The sequence below is a fragment of the Gardnerella swidsinskii genome, from assembly GCF_023277705.1.
GTDB lineage: Bacteria > Actinomycetota > Actinomycetes > Actinomycetales > Bifidobacteriaceae > Bifidobacterium > Bifidobacterium swidsinskii.
On sequence record NZ_CP083176.1, the window covers coordinates 723,444 to 742,201 of the forward strand.

Sequence of the window (18,758 nt, forward strand, 5' to 3'; positions counted from 1 at the left end):
TCATACTATACGATTGTTTGTTCGCAGCATAGGCACCACACGCAATATCTATACGCGCTATTAGCAACGTCTATAGCAAAATAACAAAAGATAACAAAAATGCCTTCCACATGAAATAAAAAGTTCATTTCTTAGGAAGGCATCTGAGTTATTAAATTATTTTCGTAAGTTTTTCCATATCAATTACGAGAAAACTTATTTAATTGCATTTCAGTGATCGGAACGATTAAAACCATTCTTCATACGCATGCTAGTGATGTACAGAACTGTGTCAAGCAAAGAATCGGTTTCTTTCTTCAACTTTGCTGCCATGTCGTCATTTGCTTCAGCCAAAGCCTCACGCACTTTGTCGTTACGGAGCTCTGCAATAATAGCTTCAGGATCGCGAACTAAATCATCGTAATCTTCACCTTCATCACCTTCACGCTCTGGCTCGTAATCAGCCAAATCAACGCCAAGAAGATCTGCCACGGCAGCATCCGTAGACTTGACCATTGCGTGACCAAGGGAACCGACAACTTCCTGGTAGCGCTCAATCGAATTTGCAGTATCGTTAAATGCGGCATCCGCAAGAGCAGCAATAATGCGATTCTCCCAATAGAAGTTTTCGCTTGTTACGCGAGTAGTCGTATCTTCCAAATACTTTGGAGTGCGATTTACGTTTGGATAGAACGGAATCAAAGAATTGAAAGGATTAGAACCGTAAGTAATCCACTGAATTGCACGCATTGCTTCCGGCATGTAAGGGCGGATTTGCATTACAGCAAGCTCGCTTTGACGGTTAATGCCGATTGGACGCAACATGTGACGAGTATGCTCATCTCCAAGCTTGCCGTAAGGATCATACTCAGTGCCCTGATAGTGAGAGCTCAAAACGTACTTAACGTCTTCAATGGTTACCTTGCGCTCAGGCTGGCGAGCCCAAGGAATATCGTTGCTGTCCGGACGATGATCAGCGTCTTTACCATCCCACACTTCGTCATACGGATTCAAGAAGCGCTCCATGAACCATGCACGAGGAGTGTTGTAAACGTGGTCGGCATCCGAATGAGAGCCGAAAGCGTCGCGAGGATTGAAAGGAGAAGCGTTTTCAACCGACAAATCCAAGTAATTTTCTTCAATAAACTCAAGCAAATCAGCCGAGCACATATGCTCCTCTTGAGTGTCAAAAGCATCATCTAAATCGAACTCGTCAATTCCAAGCTGGTTTGGCATAACAACATAAGCTTCATCCGGCACACGCTTAGCAATCCAATGATGACCACCGACAGTTTCAAACCACCAAATCTCGTTCACATCCGAAAATGCAACGCCATTCATCTCATAAGTGCCGTACTTTTCAAGCAATGCGCCCAAACGCTCAACACCTTCGCGAGCGCTACGAATATAAGGCAAAACAAGCGTTAAGAAGTCTTCTTCACCAATTCCACCCGGCACTTCCGGCTTATAGTCAGCATCCCCAACTTTGCCTTGCGCTTTTTGAAGCTCAACCATTGGATCTGCGCCTAACACACGCTCGTTGGATGTAAGCGTTTCAGTTGCGCTCATTGCAACGTTTGCTTCGTTAACGCCAGCTTCTCCCCAAATTCCTTCGCGCAAGTCTGCGTTTGGCACGCTTGTGTATTGCATTGGATTATCCGGCAACTCAACTGTTACGTGGCTAAGAACAGACTTATAAACGCGAGGTTGATCTTCCGGCTTTACTACCACTAAGCGCTTTGGATTAAATTCGCCATTTGCGGAGTCTTCGTTACGCGCAATAAGCGTAGATCCGTCGTAGCTTGCTTTTCGACCAACAAGAATTGTTGTGCATGCCATATTTGCATCCTCTGTTTTTAGATTTTATATTTTATTTTTAGATTTATTACTGTTTGATTCTAACGCTTAGGCGTTAACTGCTGACCTAATTGGTTGCCCTCGTGCTTGCGTTTAGGCTTTACCAGTAAGGAACATGCCATCAGCATCTACACCTGAAGTTACGTTTCTTACTTCACGCAACAATTCATTCATATAGAATCCCGGTTTAAGGTTTGGCAAAGGCTTTTCTGTACCAAAAACTTCAAACATGTATTCGTGATCTTTATCAGGAGGCTGCGGGCCGTTGTAACGCATAGTAATTGCTGGATCAGTGCAACCAATAAATCTGCTAGCTTGCGAGTTACGTCCTTGAAGCGCTTCTGGAATCATAGAAGTCATCGTGCGAGAAAAATCTTCCGGTATTTGCAAAGCGTGAGAATCGTTAAAATCAAACATTAACGCTTCAACAGGCACGTTTGCAGCAGTCCAGTGAATCCACTCAAAACCGCATACCGGTATTGCGTCGTCGTCAACAAAACGCCAATGCAAATAATGCACGAAAGATGGCAATTTATCTATATAAAATGGAAACGAAACTACTGGAATTCCATTGATTTTATTCTGCTCCGGCGCAGCTTTAGAATAATCGTCTGGAACAGTAGTGAAATCTGTAGAAATATTCATAATTTAAGTATCTACCATTACACAACACTAATCAACTGCGCGAGTAACAAATAAACGCAAACGTTCACGTAATTTAATTGTTCAAGCAGATTGTGACGCTCAAGCAAAAAACACTACAGAAACAACGCTAACTGCATAATTTGACGGTCAATATAAAACGTGCGCCCAGAAAAATCTAAACTGGGCGCATTAACTAAAATGTAATTTTTTACCGTACTCTATTTATTTTGTAACAGCCTCCTCATGAGTTTCAGCAGCCTTAGCTGCCATAGCTGCTTTCTTAGCAGCACGCTCTTGCTTCTTAATTTCTTCAATGAACTCAGCATGCTTTACTGCAGGAAGCCAGCCAGTGTTAACAACCTTAACCTGCCATACCCAAGCCAAGGCAAACAGAATAACAGCAACAATAATCAAGCTTATAGCACCAACGCCAGCACCGAGGTGAGCGAAGTTACCCACAACAGTACCAATCCAACCAAAGTCAGCATCGCCGAAGGTGGAGTTTGCCAAGCCGAAGGAACCCATAACAGTAAGCAATACTGCTGGAAGGAATGTAATAATTAAACCGTTAATAAAACCACCGAGAATAGCACCACGACGACCACCGGTTGCATTACCAAACACGCCTGCACCACCACCATCGAAGAAGTGAGGCACCATTCCTGGGAGAATTAATGCCAATCCCCAAGCTGGACCCATCCAAATTGCAATAAGTCCGAGAGCTACAAGACCTCCAACGAAGGAAGACAAGAAGCCAATAAGAGAAGCATTAGCACCGTATGGGAATACGATTGGAATATCCAATGCTGGACGAGCGCCTGGAACGACCTTGTTAGCAATACCCTGGAATGCAGGAACCAATTCACCTAAAATAATACGAACGCCGTAGAGGATGACACTAACACCAATTCCAAATTGCAAAGCCTGAGCAAAAGCCGCCATGTAGAAGGCACTATAGTCCGTAGGATGAGACGCGAAAATCTTGAAGAGTTCCTTTACTGGCAACACAACCGAAGCCCACACTGCGAATACCAAATACAGCACAACCATCAACAAAGTCGTGGAGACCATTGAATCACGCAAGAAGCTCAATCCCTTAGGGAAGTTGATATCTTCAGTAGACTTAGACTTCTTACCAACAGCAGCACCAACAGCACCAGAAACAATGTAACTTAAGGAGTTAAAGTGACCAATCGAGAGCTTATCGCTACCAGTAATACGGTTCATAAAAGGCTGCGCAAAAGCTGGCAGAACAACCATAACCGTTGCCATAATGACAGAGCCGACAATAACAATAAGCAACTGGTTGCTTGCGCCAAAACCAACGGAAAGAACTAGAGCCAAAAGCATAGACATGAACACCATGTGGTGACCAGTCAAGAATATGTACTTCAGAGGAGTAAAGCGTGCAGCAAGAAGCATAAGAACGAAGCTGAGCACAATAATGTACGCAGAAGTAGCACCGTACTGACCTGCAGCCTGAGCAGTAATAACCTCATTTGTAGGTACAACACCATGAGCACCAGTAGACTTCAAAACCAAGTCACCAAATGGAGCAAGAGCGCCAACAACAACGCCAGCACCTGCACCCAAAATGAGGTAACCCATAGCAGCCTTTAAGCCGCCTGCAATCACCTGTCCTGCACTACGCTTGAGTGCGATAAGACCGATTGCTGCAATAATACCAATCAAATAAGCCGGCACATTCAAAATCTGCTGACTTATGAAATTTAAAACCTGAACTACAATGTTCATCTTATTTCCTTCTTTTTATTTAGAAAAAGCGAATAGCGCATGAAATAACAGTATGACTATGCCAAAGCAGTAAGCACGCAATCAGCATAATCAAACGTTTATTTGTTACACATAATTTATGCGTAACGCTCAAGCACACCCTTCACCTCTTCAACATCCATGAAATTTTCAATTGTTTCTACAGGAGTGGTAGTGCCCTCAAGCTCTGGAGCAAGCTGAGGAGAAGTGAGCACAAGATCATTCATATTGGCAGTACCTTTTGCACTTCCAGCATCGGAAGTAGTAACTGTAACATCAAGACCTAAGTCTGCTGCCGCAGCCTCAACATTGATTTTTAAAAGTACAGACGTGCCAATGCCGTTTCCGCATACACATAGAATATTCATAGATAACCTCTTTCGTTGAGTTGTATTTTTTTAATTTTGCAAAATTAGCTAATTCTTTAATATTTAACTTTTAAGAATTGCGCGAATTTCTTTAGCGTTTTTTGCTTGCGCAAGTTCTCTAGTCTTCACAGGATTAGACAAAGCTGCAGCAACCGCGGACATAACGCCAATATGCTCATTTTCATCGTGACCTGCAAGACCAATTACTAAAGAGACCGGATCGTTGGCAGTGTTACCAAATTTAACAGGCGTACTTAAACGAATCCAGCTCAAACCACTTTTTAACACTGCTTCCGACGGGCGCGAATGCGCCAAAGCCAAGCCTGGGGCAATAACAATATACGGACCCATTTTTTCAACTGTTTCAATCATCTGATCCGTATATTCATCAGTAGTAAAGCCAGACTCCTTCAAAGCATTGCCCGCAAGACAAATAGCATCACGCCAATCTTTCGCTGCAATATCAAGGTTTACTGCAGAATCCGGGAGAAGCTCATCAATATCAGCACTCATATTTTCTCTTTTCTAAGCATGTTAATTATTCTTGATTATTTCTGATTGGTAATCGAATTTTTAATGTTCTTCGTAACGATCATATTTTGAATTACTCCCTTGGCTTATTCTTGCATGATTGAGTGGTAGAACTTTCCAGCTAAAGCCTCATGAGCTTTAGCTTTAGCTTCATCAAATGTAGTTTGAGCAAGTTCTGCTCGAACATCGTCCAAAGCAACTGACGTCATAGAAAGCGAGTTAATACCGAGACCTGTAAGAACAATCGCTAAGTCTGGATCTGCTGCAGCTTCTCCACACACTCCGACTGGCATACCATGTGCGTTACCAGCGTCTGCAATCATTTTGATCGCGCGCAACACTGCAGGGTGCCAAGCAGTTTGATAATTAGAAACAGACCCAAGGGTTCTATCTGCTGCAAGAGTGTATTGCGTCAAATCATTCGTTCCGATAGATACAAAATCAGCAACTTGAGCAACCTCCTCGGCAACAAGAGCGATAGAAGGCACCTCTGCCATAATGCCAACCTTTTTAAGACCTTTAGATTTACCAAGTTTTACAAAATATGCTGCTTCATGTTCGTCTGAAACCATTGGAGCCATCACCCATAAGTCAGCATTCGTCACAGCATCAGCACGAGATAATGCCTCCAGCTGACCATCTAGAACATCCATATGCTGTCTTAGAGTACGCAAACCTCGAAGTCCGAGGGCAGGATTTGGTTCATCTTCAGGAGTCAAGAATGGTAACGGTTTATCTGCTCCAGCATCAAGCAATCGAATAACAACTTTCTTGCCTTCAAACTGAGATAGTAACTCTGTATAAGATTCTGTTTGTTCTTCTATACTAGGCGGTTGCTCGTTACCAATAAACAGAAATTCCGTTCGGAATAGACCTACTCCTTCTGCTCCATACTCATGAGCAGTTACGGCATCTGAGGGCTTTCCTACATTTGCCAAAAGAGGAATCAAATGACCATCTTTTGTACTTCCAGGCAATCCACGCAATTCACGAGCGCGGCTTAAACGCTCACGAGACTCTTTAACATGCGCGATCTCTTCTTCACTAGGACTGCTTATAACATGACCATTAACGGCATCTACTACAACAATTTGATGATTCTTCAGCTGAGAGGCATCGTGTGCTCCAACAACAGCAACAATTCCACGAGCACGAGCAAGAATAGCAGTGTGACTTGTAGGACCACCATCAAGAGTGACAATTGCCTGAACCTTGCTTAAATCAAGTGAAGCTGTATCAGCAGGTGAAAGATCCCTAGCAACCAGCACAAAAGGCGAATCACTTTCCGGCACCCCAGGAGCTTCAACACCAATCAAAGATGCAATAACACGCTGGCCAACATCATGCAAATCTCCTGCACGCTCAGCCATGTAACCACCAAGATTACGCAACATGTCTTCAAATTGTGCGAACCCTTCCCAAGTGGCACGTTCCGCTGTTTTCCCCTTATCAATACCAGATTCAATTGCACTTATTAACGCTGGATCCGATGCCATCTGTGCAAGAGCTTGCATAATTGGTGCTGCTTTTCGAGTCCCCTCATCCTTTGCTTCAAGAGCCTCACTTGCACGATGGTTTAGGTCTTTATTTACTTCATTTAAAGCATTTTTAACAGCCTTTTTTGCATCCTCAGCCAACAACACTAACGCACGAGGAGAATCCTCTGGCTCATGCAAAGCAGGTGCCATACACAATACTTCACCATATGCCATCGAGCGCCCAATGCCAACACCAGTGATTACCATACTTAAAACCCTCCTTTAGGTTTAGAAACTTTATTACGGCCGCAACGCCGCATAAGCATTTCTTGTAGGTAAACGTTTCTTACTAATGAAACTATACACCATTAAAAACGTTGTTACAACAAGTGAAAACGTTTTCTGTATTTTTCAATTAATTATGCTACACTTAATGTTGAAAATAGCAAACAAAAAAACCTTAAGAAAAAAATATGGTTTGCTTTTATATGAAAAATAAAAATAAAAGCAGAATTTGTTAATTATTATTCAAAGGAGAAAAAATGGCAATTGCAACTCGTACTGTTACTATTGAAGACTCAGTTGGAATACATGCTCGCCCAGCGTCAGAATTTTCTCAAGCCGCGATGTCCTCAAATTGCATTGTAACGATTGCGAAAGGCGAAGGTACCCCTGTAAGTGCGAATAGCATTCTTTCAATTATGGGATTGGGTATTACTAAAGGAGATTCAATCACAATTACCGTTGATGGTGAAGACGCTGAAAATGTAGCTAACAATCTTGTCGATGTAGTCACGAAAGGCGAATAATATAAATAAATAAGTGTACATAAACTGACAAATAAATAATATTCAATTTGCGGTGCTGTTTACCAATAATTACAGCACCGCACTTATTCGGGGGCAAATATGACAAATCAAACTAATCAAAACGCCTCCATAACTCATGTAGCAGCTCTTGCAAAAGTTTCAATTGCAACAGTATCTCGTGTACTTTCTGGTAGACGAGCCAAAGATGACGATATTGCAAAACGCGTAAGAAAAGCTGCAGAGCAGCTTAATTATTCAGTAAATTATGCAGCAAGCGCATTAAGAAGTGACACAACTAATACAATCGGCGTAGTAATAGGCACAAGCAACGTAGATGATTCATTCAGTGTAAATATGCTTTCTGCATTGGATGAAGCAGCTCATGAAATAGATAAAATACTTCTTGTTGGAACTGGAAAAGACGCAGAAGCTCAAGAAGAACGCATAGAAGAGCTTATCGGTCATAATGTTGACAGTCTTATTGTCATGCCATCTAACAATAGTGATTTAACAAAAACACTTGAAAACTACGTTGACAATCTTCCCATTGTGCAAATTGGTGGCACTGCTACTTCATTCCACGTCAATTGGGTTGGCATGGATCAAGAATCAATGATGGAAGCTGCTTTAATACATCTTTCGCATCACGATGCCCATAATATTGCTTATTTAAGTGGAAATGTTGACTCCACACAAAGCGCAAACCTATTTGCCAATTTTCAGACTGCTGCAAGCCGATTAAGTTTACTTTCTGAGCCAGATTGGACAACTTTTGGAGAACTTACTTATCAACGTGGATTCAAGGATACAATGCGGCTTTTTTCTGATTCTACTGCTAAGCAATCTCGCAAACCAGACGCTGTTATTTGCGCAAATGACGCTGTCGCACTTGGAGCACTTCTAGCTTTAGATGAGCTTTCTTTGCAAGTTCCGCAGGATGTTCTCGTAATAGGTTACGGAGATAGCAGACAGGCAGAAATATCTGAACCAAAGCTTTCTTCAATCCGTCCTCCGTACCAGCAAATTGCACGCGAAGCAATCCGCCTAACCGCTGTCAACAAATCAGAGCAACATTGGTTACCTGCACATATGGAGTTTAGACCAGAAATCATGCGACGCGAATCAACAAATTCACCAAGAATAGGCACAAGCGATATGTCACTTCCGTGGAGGATATGATACTTTTGCATTTTATTGACTTTGCAAAAGTGAGCAAAATAGCGCTTCAAAAACAAGAGTTGCGTTACCATTTCTCGAAAGCCGACGACGAGCAGTAGCAATACTGTCAACGCAATCCAAGGCTCTACTTGCTGTCATGCTTTGTGCCAACTGGACAATTCTAGACTTGTATTCCTGATTTATAATTGGCGAAGACTTTTGCGCGTCGTTAATAACAACTAAAACGTCTCTATACACGCTATCGATTGCGTCAAGAGAACGGCATAACACGTCACGGCTTACACGAGTTACTTTACGTTTTACATCATCCTTTTTTCCAATTGCATTGTAGTTTGCGCGCAATTTGGGCGGAATGCGATCCTCATCGCCTAATCCGTTAATTCTGCGAAATTCTTTTTGTTGATCCTCAACATTTCGCTGAACCTCATCTTCTGCTTGTGCTTTTGCATCGTCAATAAGCATTGCAGCAAGCATAATTGCGTCGGCAGCATCATGCATACGAAGCAATCCTGCAACAAGCTCATCTCGCCTACTTAAAGCACGCTCATCGCTTGCGTAAATAAAAGCAGTTGCTATATTTCCTTGAGAAAGCCTGGCTGCACGACTCGCTAGCTTATTATCCGCATCCGTTTTTTTAGTAAGATATTCTGCTATAGACTGCTCGTTTGGAGTAGCTAATTGCACAAGTTGTGTACGCGAACGAATTGTTGGAAGCACATCCATAACACTTGAAGCGCATAAAAGCCAAATCGTATGCTCACTTGGCTCTTCAATCTCTTTAAGAAGAACGTTCGTGCTACGTTCCAACATTCGGTCAACATCTTCAATAATTATGATTCGCCAAGGAGCAGTGCTAGGCATCTGCTCAGAAATCCCAATTGCCTCACGCACATCGTCAATGCTAAGAGTTACGCCTTTTGTTGCAAGCGTATGCACATCAGGATGCGATCCTGCTAAAACTTCTTTGGCAGTTTTACTAAGCTCACCTTCGCCACTAATTCCATCACTGCCTTCTCCATGATCCGGACTTTCGAGAGCTGCAGCGAAAGCGCGCGCAACTTGCGCACTACCGAAGCCAGCAGATCCGCAAATCAGCCAAGATTGCGCTATTTTGCTAGCGTCCGCACAAGCAATGTTTCGCAATCGCGAAACTACCTGTTCTTGCCCAATAACGCTATCCCACACACTCATCGCTTCACCCCCTGCATAGCTTCTCTACTTCTTCACTTTATAAAGTTCGCCATTTTATTTAGTTTCAATTTCTTCAATTAAGTTATGTACGTCTTGCACAATAAGTTCAAATAATGATTTCGCCGAGAACGTTGCGTCTAATACGCGATAACGATCTGCAGACTCCTGCGCTAAATCTAAAAATGCTTCTCTAGTGCGACGAGCGAAATCTATTCCAGCTGATTCCATGCGATCTTGCTCGCGATGCAAACGCTTAAAAGCATCTTCCGGTTGCATATCTAGCAAATAAGTGCGATTAGGCCATAGCGAATCCGTTGCCCACTCACTTAAAGTTCGCACATCATCCTTAGTCAATTCGCGACCGCCTGCTTGGTAAGCAAGCGAAGAATCAATATAACGATCCGTTATTACTACTGCACCACGGCTAAGTGCCGGGCGAATCACTTGCGCAACATGCTGTGCACGATCCGCAGCAAAAAGCAAAGCTTCTGTTCTGGCAGATACACTCGTGCCATGCAACAGTATTTCGCGCAAAGTTTTACCCAACTGCGTACCGCCAGGCTCACGCGTCACTACAACTTCTCGCCCCAAAGATTGCAAATGATCTTTAAGAGCCTCAACTTGCGTAGTTTTGCCAACGCCATCAATGCCCTCGAAAGAAATAAATAAACCTTTATTTGCATAAGATTGCTCACTTCTGCAGCCGCAGTTTCCTCCGCAAGCGCAGCCACCAGAAAAATCGTCATTCTTAGATGCCATATTTTTTTGACTCCATATGCAAGGTCTATTTAATCTTTAGATTTTATTCTATGCTTTTTTAGCGGTAGATTTCTTTGAAGTAGTCTTCTTTGTAGAAGTTTTCTTTGCGATAGATTTTTTCGCAGTAGACTTCTTTTCAGAAGATTTTGCAGTGCTCTTAGTCGCGCGCTTTTTGCGTTTTACGGGACCTGCGGCGCGCTTTTGCGCCAAAAGTGCAAACGCATCCTGCGGATCAATCGATTCAGGCGTATACTGCTTTGGCAAAGTGCGATTCGTTTCACCATCAGTAATATAAGCTCCGTAGAAACCATCCTTAATCACTACTGGCTTTCCAGTTTCAGGATCTGCGCCAAGCTCACGAAGAGGCGGCTTGGCGGCACCACGAGTACGCTTAACGTACTTTGGTTGCGCAAATAAATCTTTCGCTTCTTGCAAAGTAACAGTAAAAATAGCATCTTCACTAGAAAGGGATCGCGTATCCGGCTTAGATTCCACAGTTTCTCCAGCAGAAGTATCTACAGCAGAATATGTTTTAGTTAAATATGGACCGTAACGACCATTATTTGCTTCGATACGAGCTAGTTTTACAACGCCTTCGGCATCAACTTCTTCATACTCACCAACCAAACGTGGCAAATTCAAGAGTTGCAACGCTTCTTGCAAAGTCAAAGTCGCTGGATCCATGGTTTTAAACAAAGAAGCCATTTTTGGACGAGCTTTAGAAGCCTTAGAAGACTTAGAATCTTCCGCGTTATCCTGCTCTTCTACCAGTGCCACGTACGGACCAAAACGACCATTGCGCACTTCTACGTTCCCACCCGTTTCTGGATCTACTCCAAGCACACGTGGACCTTCAGCATTATTCTCAAGCAATTCTCGAGCAGCATCAACAGTTAACTCATCTGGAGCTAAAGTTTCTGGCAAAGAAGCATGACGAGGGTTGCCTTCAGCATCAAGATTCTTAATGTCTTCCAAGTACGGACCATAGCGTCCAATACGCACATGCAAACCATCGCCAATGTCTATGGTATTTATTTCACGCGCATCAATTTCACCAAGCTCTGCAACCTGCTGTTGCAAACCAATATGAGCTTCATCAGCAGAATTAGCAGCACCCTCACCGGAACCGAAATAGAATCTAGTTAGCCAATCGCGACCGGTTTCTTCACCATGCGCAATTCTGTCCAAACCATTTTCCATATCAGCAGTAAACGCGTAATCAACATACTTTGGGAAATTCGCTTCCAAAAGTTTAATTACAGCAAAAGCAAGCCAAGAAGGAATTAACGCACGTCCACGCTCATACACGTATCCGCGATCAATAATTGTAGAAATAATCGTTGCGTAAGTAGAAGGGCGTCCTATTTCCTTAGCTTCCAAAGTTTTAACTAAAGAAGCTTCAGTATATCTTGCAGGAGACTGAGTTTCGTGAGAATCCGCACTAACACTTTTAGCTTCAAGAACATCCCCAGCTTGCATTTGAGGAAGTGCCTTATCGCTTTCACCTTCAGTTGCATGAGCATTGCCAAAAACCTTCATAAAACCAGCAAAAGTAATTACTGTTCCAGAAGCTTGGAACAAAGCTTCTCCATATTCTCCAGCAGAAGCATTTAACTTAACAGTTGCTGTAAAACCTGTAGCATCAGCCATTTGTGACGCAAGGGTTCGTTGCCAAATAAGCGTATACAATTTTAGCTGATCCGCAGGTAATTTATCTGCAAGCTCGTCCGGGCTTAAGAAACGCGCTCCAGCAGGGCGAATACATTCATGAGCTTCCTGCGCTCCTGCAGACGTAGTTGCGTACTGCTTAGGAGATTGCGAAACATATTCGTCGCCAAATGCTGCACGAGCAGCACTACGCGCAGCTTCGATAGCTTCTTTGGAAAGCGTTACGGAATCCGTACGCATGTAAGTGATATAGCCGTTTTCGTATAGAGATTGTGCAGCTCGCATAGTTTGGCGAGAGCTCATTGAAAGTCGGTTTCCAGCAGTTTGCTGCAAAGTTGATGTAGTAAAAGGTGGCAAAGGACGACGACGATACGGCTTCGTTTCCATAGAGTCAACTACAAAATCTGAATTCTCAAGAGCTTTAGAAAGCTTAGATGCAAAATCAGCATCAACATGCAAAGCTTTTTGTGATTCATCTTTTGTAGAGACCAACTCACCTTTTGAATTGAAATCTTTAGAACCAGCCAAACGACGACCAGAAAGCTCGCTCATGCGCGCTTCAAAATCAACATTTTCGCCATCTGAGCCTTTAGAACTTAAAACCGCGCTAATATCCCAGTAAGACGCCTTAGTAAACGCCATACGCTCGCGTTCGCGCTCAACAATCAACCTAGTAGCAACAGACTGCACGCGTCCAGCAGAAAGACCAGGACCAACTTTCCTCCACAAAACAGGAGAAAGCTCATATCCATACAAACGGTCTAACACACGACGAGTTTCTTGCGCATCAACCATATTGTCGTCAACATTTCGAGTATTACTAAGCGAGGCTTGAATTGCATCCTTAGTAATCTCATGAAACACCATACGCTTTACTGGCACAGTTGGCTTCAACGCTTCTACCAAGTGCCACGCAATAGCTTCACCTTCGCGATCCTCATCAGTTGCCAGATATAATTCGTCAGCTTTTGCGAGCGCAGACTTTAAATCGGAAACAGTTTTCTTTTTATCTGAGCCAACTACGTAATATGGCGCAAAACCATGATCGACATCTACACCAAACTTGCCAAACGCTGCTTTGCGTGAGGCTGGAACTTGGCTTGGCTGAGCGAGATCGCGAATATGCCCAACTGAAGCCATGACGGTGTAGCCATTTCCTAAATACCCGCCAATTTTTCGCGCTTTCGTGGGAGACTCCACAATGACTAGCTTATTCTGTGCTGCCATATTCGCTCCTTTCCTAACACAATCGAACATATAATTCCGAACTATATGTTTCACGCTAACTGTATCGCAACTTAAGTTATACGTCTATTACATTCCACCTCGGTGGATAAAAGCAGATAGAGTAGACAATATTACTTAGAAGCAGATGGAGGCGTCGGCGGAGCGCCTACTAATCCAAGCCTACTCAACGGCGAAGCTGTAGAGTGACGCATTACCATAATTACGCCAAAAACAAGCAAAGACACGCCTATAATCAGCCAATAAGTTGCTACATAAGATACGCTTGCAGCCCATTGAGCAAAAATATCAACACCAGGAAGAATTTGCCATATTAAATAAAGTGCATACAAACACGCCAACACACCAATCGTAATCATAGAGCTTCCTACAATTTGAACGCTAATTGAGGAACGTCGATAAGCTGGCATATCCATTCCACTACTGCGAGTGCATGCGAGCATAATAAGCGTTACAGCACCAACGATAAGTAATGACATAAGAACGTCAGAAACTCTATGCCAATGCGCTGCAACCAACGAAAGTTCCACAAGAACGCTTATAAAAGCTGCAGCTACCGCTGCCCATGCGCGCCAAACACGCGAAACTGCGCAAATAAGCAACGCACATGATGCAGTAATAAGTAAGGTATGACCTGAAGGTGCTGAATTTGCAGACAAATATTCAATACTTATAAGCATTGGGCGCGGAAGAATTTTTTTCAATGGTTCAGCAGCAGCCGAAAGAATAATAATTCCAGCACATTGACCAAGAAGCCACCAACGTTTACGAATACAAACTACTATGAGTGAAACAAGAGCAATTATTATGCTAGTAACTATAACAACCATAGAAACGCTTATAGGTCGCAAACAAAATGCAAGCCAAGATGGCGTACCATGAGAACCAAATCCATCAATTACCATTTCTTCATAGCTTTGACCAAGTACTGTTTGCACACTAATAAACCATATGAACGCAGCAGAAGCCAAGAAAACAATTGCAATAGCAACACACCACAATATGGTAGATATTCTAGGACGCTTTACAAGCTGACCAAGCTGATCAATATCATCTGCATCTGATAGAGAATCTTTAGAAGATAACTGATTAGTCGAATACGACAAATCGGACGAGCCAGACAAATCAGACAAATCAGATTGACGCTTAGTTTGTTTCACAAACTGTTTTACAGACTGTTTAGAAGATTTTTCTTCATTATTTTCTGGAAATAAAGGCGATATTTTTTCGTCATTATCTTCAGATGAGATTGGAGAAAATGGCGTAATAGTATTAATCGAATCCAAAGGATGCGAATAGTCACCACCTTCACTGTTGCGATTAACATCTTGCGAAGTTCCACCTACCGGCAGCGCATCATTTTTCTCAGCAGAATCATCATGCTGATTGTCAATGCTATTGGATTGAATTCCTGCAAATTCTTCACTCATACTTTAGACTTTACGACAGTATTTACGACCGCGCTAGTTTTACGCATAATAAAACCTCCGCGCACCCACCAGAGGCCACTTACCCTTGCTGCATTTCTGCCCTAGGGGGATTGGGTGACTTAGTGCCACACGGAGGCTCTATCTATATTACACGATTTTCGCTACATGTCGAGTAGTAATAAATTATGCGCGCCACACGCTCTTGCCGTGCTCTTTTGCAAATTCAGTATCTTCATCAAGCTGAGACTCGTTAGCTTCAACATCACCAGCAATATAGCGTTCAACTAATTGACGAGCTTCACTATCTTCATGCTGAACTGCAGGAGACTTCATAAAATATGAACTTGGAGCCAAAACCGGACCAGAAAGCTTGCGATCCAAAGCAATTTTTGCGGCTCGAACAGCATCGATAACAATTCCGGCAGAATTTGGAGAATCCCAAACCTCAAGCTTGTACTCCAAATTCAAAGGAACATCACCAAAAGTAGTACCTTCCAAACGCACGAAAGCAAACTTGCGATCATCCAACCAAGCTACGTAGTCAGAAGGCCCAATATGAACATTATGCTCATCCATTTCATGAGGCACGATTGAAGTTACTGCACGAGTCTTAGAAATCTTTTTAGACTCAAGTCTTGAACGCTGAAGCATGTTCATAAAGTCCATGTTTCCACCAACATTCAGCTGATACGTGCGATCCAAACGCACACCGCGATCCTCAAAAAGTCGAGCCATAACGCGGTGAGTAATAGTTGCACCTACCTGACTTTTAATGTCATCGCCAATAATAGGAACTCCAGCATCACGGAATTTTTGCGCCCACTCAGGATCAGAAGCAATGAAGACTGGCAGGCAGTTTACAAATGCGCATCCAGCTTCCATTGCAGCAGTTGCATAAGCTTTATCGGCTTGCTCAGATCCTACTGGAAGATAAGAAACAAGCACATCCACATGCTTATCTCGCAAAACTTGAGCAACGTCAACAGGTTCAGCTTCGGACTCATCGATCATTTCACGGTAATAATCACCTAAGCCGTCATAAGTTGGACCACGCAATACTTCTACACCCAAATTTGGTACATCAGCAAAACGAATTGTGTTATTTTGTGAAGCGCCAATTGCTTCACTTAAATCATGCCCAACCTTTAGAGAATCAACATCAAACGCCGTAACAAACTCAATATCGCGCACACGATACTGACCAAATACAGCGTGCATCAACCCTGGAATTTTCTCACCGTCATCAGCGTTTTTGTAATATTCAACGCCCTGAACCAGCGACGAAGCACAATTGCCGACACCGGCAATGGCAACGCGGATGCTCATATAGACTCCTTGCCCTGCAAAATAAGCGACATTACATTATGCCGCACCATACACATTTCATAATACTATTGCTTTAACAAATATGTACTAATATTCAATATTTTTAATCTTTTCTAAACAAAAACATGCTGTTTTGTAGAAAAATTCAACACCGGACGCTACGGTGGAATGTATGGTTGCACGTAAAGATGGAAGACGAGCGTCTACTTCGCATGAGAAAGCTACTCGAAGCGTATCGTCACAATCACAAAAAAATACGAATATGCCTTCATCTGTCCCACCACGCGGACAAGAATCATATCGTCCAAATTCGTATTCTTTTGAATCAAACAAAAGCAGCCGTAATTCAAGATTCGAACGTTCTCGCGCAGCAACACGCAGAAGGCGTCGTAGAACTTGGCGAGGCAGACATCCTATTATTTTTTGGGCGCTTATCGTTATTTTTGTGCCAATTTTGCTAGGCACAATTGTTTTTGCTTATCTGTATGCAACTACAGACATACCGGCACCAGACAAAGTTGCTATGGCAGATAAGACGAAAGTGTATTATTCAGATGGCAAAACTGAATTAGGTTCGTTCGCTGAGCAAAATCGCGAAATTATCAATTGTTCAGTACTACCTAAATATGTTGGTAAAGCAATAGTTGCTTCAGAAAATCGTTCCTTCTACCACGATGGCGGAATAGATTTTAAAGGAATTGGACGCGCACTACTTCATAACATCACAAAGCACGGGCGTTGGGGCGGCTCAACTATTACGCAACAATATGCGGAAAGATATTATCTCGGTGAAACAAAAACTTATTTTGGAAAACTAAAAGAAGCTATTTTAGCTTTGAAAATTGCGCAAACTCAAGATAAAGATACAGTACTTTGCAATTATATGAATACTATTTACTTGGGTAGAGGAGCATACGGAATTCAAGCTGCAGCCAAAGCATATTTCGGCATAGAAGCAAAAGATTTGTCACTTTCGCAAGCTGCACTTTTAGCAGGTATTATTCCAGCACCAAGTAGCTGGGATCCTGCAATTGGTCCAAAAGAAGCAGGCATTCGTTTTAAGCGCGTGTTACGCATTATGAAAGAAGATGGCTACATTACAGCCTCTCAGGCAGCGCAAGCAAAAATGCCTAAAACTATTACTCAGACGACTCAAAACATTTACGCAGGTCAACAAGGTTACTTATTGCATATGGTTCGCGATGAGTTAACTAGGAATGGCGCTTTTACACAGGAAGATCTCGACAGTGGTGGATATCGCATTATTACTACTATCGATAAAGCTAAGCAAGATTTAATGTTCAAAGTTGCAAGTCCTTCTCAAGATGGACGAGGAATTGTGCCAGAAGGACTGCAAGTTGGCGGAATTTCAATAAATGCAAAAGATGGTTCAATCATTTCCGTTTACGCAGGAGACGATTATCTAAAGAAACAGCTTAATAACGCCACACAAGCGCTTTATGAGCCAGGCTCTACTATGAAGCCTTTTGCGCTTATGGGAGCAATTCAGGCTGGCACTAGCTTGGATACGATGTTCAATGGCAATTCTCCACGCAAGTTTGATGGGATCGATAAACCTGTTGGAAACTTTGCAAACATGAGCTATGGCACCATTAACTTATACAATGCAACTGCAAATTCTGTGAACACAGTGTATATGGATTTGCAAAGTAAACTTGGCGCTAAAAAAGTTGCTCATACCGCAGTTATGGCAGGCTTAAATCCTGAACGAGTCAATGGTAAGAATCCGTTTACTGTGCTCGGAAACGATTCTGTACATGTAAGCGAAATTGCGCGCGCATATGCAACATTTGCAAACCAAGGAAGACGCCCAGATTTGCATATTGTTGCCAGCGTAAAAAATCCTGACGGTAAAGAGTTCTACCGTGCACCAACAGCTGGAAAGCAAGTATTCTCACCAGCCGATGCCGCTTTAGCTACAAAAGCAATGATTGGCGTAGTGCAACATGGTACAGCAACTGAAGCTCGCGCTGTAGGTAGAGAAATTGCAGGAAAGTCTGGAACAGCAAACGATGAAACTGCTGGTAGCTTTGTAGGATTTACGCCAAATATTGTTACCGCATTTGCCATATGGAATCCAGACGCAAAAGGTAGCCCACAAGTAATTAAACCGTTCCACGGATATCTTGGCGGAAGCGACTACCCTGTACACTTGTTTACAAGATACATGCGTCAAGCGGTAATAGGAACCCCGAATACTAAATTCCCTGAAGCAAAAGACACAGGCAAAATTGGCGGACCTGATGGAAAATGGGGATTAGGCGAACAACACACATTCACGCACGCAAAAACTGAGAATGAAGATAAGGATAAAAACAAGGACAAAGATAAAGACAAGGACAACGACAACGATTTAGACCTTGATAGCCAGCTGTATGGTCGTGACGATTCATCATCGGGCGGCGTTGGCAGTTACGATAATAATTCTGGCGGTCATGGTTATGACAATAACTATGACACAACTGGAGGAAACTAGTAAATCAACTGTAGCTATTTATA

14 protein-coding genes and 1 other RNA gene are annotated in these 18,758 nt (G+C 42.8%); 3 read left to right on the top strand and 12 right to left on the bottom strand.

Translation table 11 applies throughout. The annotated features are described in order from the left end of the window. Nucleotides 1–210: 210 nt before the first annotated feature. The 6 genes from K9E37_RS02750 to ptsP all read right to left on the bottom strand — a co-directional run bounded on the left by K9E37_RS02750 (nucleotide 211) and on the right by ptsP (nucleotide 6,898). Nucleotides 211–1,818, bottom strand: coding sequence for a C69 family dipeptidase (locus K9E37_RS02750; RefSeq protein ID WP_116440692.1), 1,608 nt, complete (start codon nucleotides 1,816–1,818; stop codon nucleotides 211–213). Nucleotides 1,819–1,929: 111 nt separating this feature from the next. Next, a complete protein-coding gene (locus K9E37_RS02755) occupies nucleotides 1,930–2,481 on the bottom strand; it encodes a YbhB/YbcL family Raf kinase inhibitor-like protein (protein ID WP_004108030.1) in 552 nt (183 codons plus the stop codon). A gap of 222 nt (nucleotides 2,482–2,703) precedes the next feature. Further along, the gene (locus tag K9E37_RS02760) at nucleotides 2,704–4,236 is read right to left on the bottom strand and encodes a PTS ascorbate transporter subunit IIC (RefSeq protein WP_012914509.1); all 1,533 of its coding nucleotides are present in this window, start codon (nucleotides 4,234–4,236) and stop codon (nucleotides 2,704–2,706) included. 116 nt (nucleotides 4,237–4,352) lie between these two features. Then, on the bottom strand, nucleotides 4,353–4,622 hold the full coding sequence (locus K9E37_RS02765) for a PTS sugar transporter subunit IIB (RefSeq protein WP_004104746.1): 270 nt from the start codon (nucleotides 4,620–4,622) through the stop codon (nucleotides 4,353–4,355). A gap of 63 nt (nucleotides 4,623–4,685) precedes the next feature. Continuing rightward, nucleotides 4,686–5,135 (bottom strand): PTS sugar transporter subunit IIA, encoded by a 450-nt coding sequence (locus K9E37_RS02770; RefSeq protein ID WP_004108034.1) that lies wholly within the window; start codon nucleotides 5,133–5,135, stop codon nucleotides 4,686–4,688. 104 nt (nucleotides 5,136–5,239) lie between these two features. Then, nucleotides 5,240–6,898, bottom strand: coding sequence for a phosphoenolpyruvate--protein phosphotransferase (gene ptsP, locus K9E37_RS02775; RefSeq protein WP_248893547.1), 1,659 nt, complete (start codon nucleotides 6,896–6,898; stop codon nucleotides 5,240–5,242). Nucleotides 6,899–7,173: 275 nt separating this feature from the next. Between ptsP and K9E37_RS02780 the strand changes: the two genes are divergently transcribed. Both K9E37_RS02780 and K9E37_RS02785 read left to right on the top strand, forming a co-directional pair. Beyond that, complete coding sequence (locus K9E37_RS02780) at nucleotides 7,174–7,440, top strand: HPr family phosphocarrier protein (RefSeq protein WP_102155823.1); 267 nt, start codon at nucleotides 7,174–7,176, stop codon at nucleotides 7,438–7,440. A gap of 99 nt (nucleotides 7,441–7,539) precedes the next feature. Then, nucleotides 7,540–8,619: a LacI family DNA-binding transcriptional regulator gene (locus K9E37_RS02785; RefSeq protein WP_004108041.1), complete on the top strand. Its 1,080-nt coding sequence runs from the start codon at nucleotides 7,540–7,542 to the stop codon at nucleotides 8,617–8,619. 12 nt (nucleotides 8,620–8,631) lie between these two features. On the opposite strand, the gene K9E37_RS02790 is transcribed toward K9E37_RS02785, so the two are convergent. The 6 genes from K9E37_RS02790 to K9E37_RS02815 all read right to left on the bottom strand — a co-directional run bounded on the left by K9E37_RS02790 (nucleotide 8,632) and on the right by K9E37_RS02815 (nucleotide 16,238). Beyond that, entirely contained in the window at nucleotides 8,632–9,810 is a 1,179-nt protein-coding gene (locus K9E37_RS02790) for a DNA polymerase III subunit delta' (protein WP_064621982.1), read from the bottom strand. 54 nt (nucleotides 9,811–9,864) lie between these two features. After that, nucleotides 9,865–10,569 (bottom strand): dTMP kinase, encoded by a 705-nt coding sequence (gene tmk, locus K9E37_RS02795; protein WP_064621984.1) that lies wholly within the window; start codon nucleotides 10,567–10,569, stop codon nucleotides 9,865–9,867. A gap of 48 nt (nucleotides 10,570–10,617) precedes the next feature. After that, a complete protein-coding gene (gene topA / locus K9E37_RS02800; RefSeq protein WP_033888407.1) occupies nucleotides 10,618–13,464 on the bottom strand; it encodes a type I DNA topoisomerase in 2,847 nt (948 codons plus the stop codon). A 131-nt stretch (nucleotides 13,465–13,595) separates the two neighbouring features. After that, entirely contained in the window at nucleotides 13,596–14,912 is a 1,317-nt protein-coding gene (locus K9E37_RS02805; protein ID WP_076003094.1) for a phosphatase PAP2 family protein, read from the bottom strand. A gap of 45 nt (nucleotides 14,913–14,957) precedes the next feature. After that, an RNA gene (gene ffs, locus K9E37_RS02810) (signal recognition particle sRNA small type) lies at nucleotides 14,958–15,054 on the bottom strand. Between the two features lie 41 nt (nucleotides 15,055–15,095). Next, nucleotides 15,096–16,238: an inositol-3-phosphate synthase gene (locus K9E37_RS02815; protein WP_033888408.1), complete on the bottom strand. Its 1,143-nt coding sequence runs from the start codon at nucleotides 16,236–16,238 to the stop codon at nucleotides 15,096–15,098. A 172-nt stretch (nucleotides 16,239–16,410) separates the two neighbouring features. Between K9E37_RS02815 and K9E37_RS02820 the strand changes: the two genes are divergently transcribed. After that, entirely contained in the window at nucleotides 16,411–18,735 is a 2,325-nt protein-coding gene (locus tag K9E37_RS02820; protein ID WP_248893549.1) for a transglycosylase domain-containing protein, read from the top strand. Nucleotides 18,736–18,758: the final 23 nt, after the last annotated feature.

Bases quoted from the DNA above. Each gene is read 5' to 3' on its own strand.
- topA (WP_033888407.1), bottom strand. From the start codon at position 13,464: ATGGCAGCACAGAATAAGCTAGTCATTGTGGAGTCTCCCACGAAAGCG.
- ptsP (WP_248893547.1), bottom strand. From the start codon at position 6,898: ATGGTAATCACTGGTGTTGGCATTGGGCGCTCGATGGCATATGGTGAA.
- K9E37_RS02755 (WP_004108030.1), bottom strand. From the start codon at position 2,481: ATGAATATTTCTACAGATTTCACTACTGTTCCAGACGATTATTCTAAA.
- tmk (WP_064621984.1), bottom strand. From the start codon at position 10,569: ATGGCATCTAAGAATGACGATTTTTCTGGTGGCTGCGCTTGCGGAGGA.
- K9E37_RS02815 (WP_033888408.1), bottom strand. From the start codon at position 16,238: ATGAGCATCCGCGTTGCCATTGCCGGTGTCGGCAATTGTGCTTCGTCG.
- K9E37_RS02785 (WP_004108041.1), top strand. From the start codon at position 7,540: ATGACAAATCAAACTAATCAAAACGCCTCCATAACTCATGTAGCAGCT.
- K9E37_RS02750 (WP_116440692.1), bottom strand. From the start codon at position 1,818: ATGGCATGCACAACAATTCTTGTTGGTCGAAAAGCAAGCTACGACGGA.
- K9E37_RS02760 (WP_012914509.1), bottom strand. From the start codon at position 4,236: ATGAACATTGTAGTTCAGGTTTTAAATTTCATAAGTCAGCAGATTTTG.
- K9E37_RS02770 (WP_004108034.1), bottom strand. From the start codon at position 5,135: ATGAGTGCTGATATTGATGAGCTTCTCCCGGATTCTGCAGTAAACCTT.
- K9E37_RS02780 (WP_102155823.1), top strand. From the start codon at position 7,174: ATGGCAATTGCAACTCGTACTGTTACTATTGAAGACTCAGTTGGAATA.
- K9E37_RS02805 (WP_076003094.1), bottom strand. From the start codon at position 14,912: ATGAGTGAAGAATTTGCAGGAATTCAATCCAATAGCATTGACAATCAG.
- K9E37_RS02790 (WP_064621982.1), bottom strand. From the start codon at position 9,810: ATGAGTGTGTGGGATAGCGTTATTGGGCAAGAACAGGTAGTTTCGCGA.
- K9E37_RS02820 (WP_248893549.1), top strand. From the start codon at position 16,411: ATGGTTGCACGTAAAGATGGAAGACGAGCGTCTACTTCGCATGAGAAA.
- K9E37_RS02765 (WP_004104746.1), bottom strand. From the start codon at position 4,622: ATGAATATTCTATGTGTATGCGGAAACGGCATTGGCACGTCTGTACTT.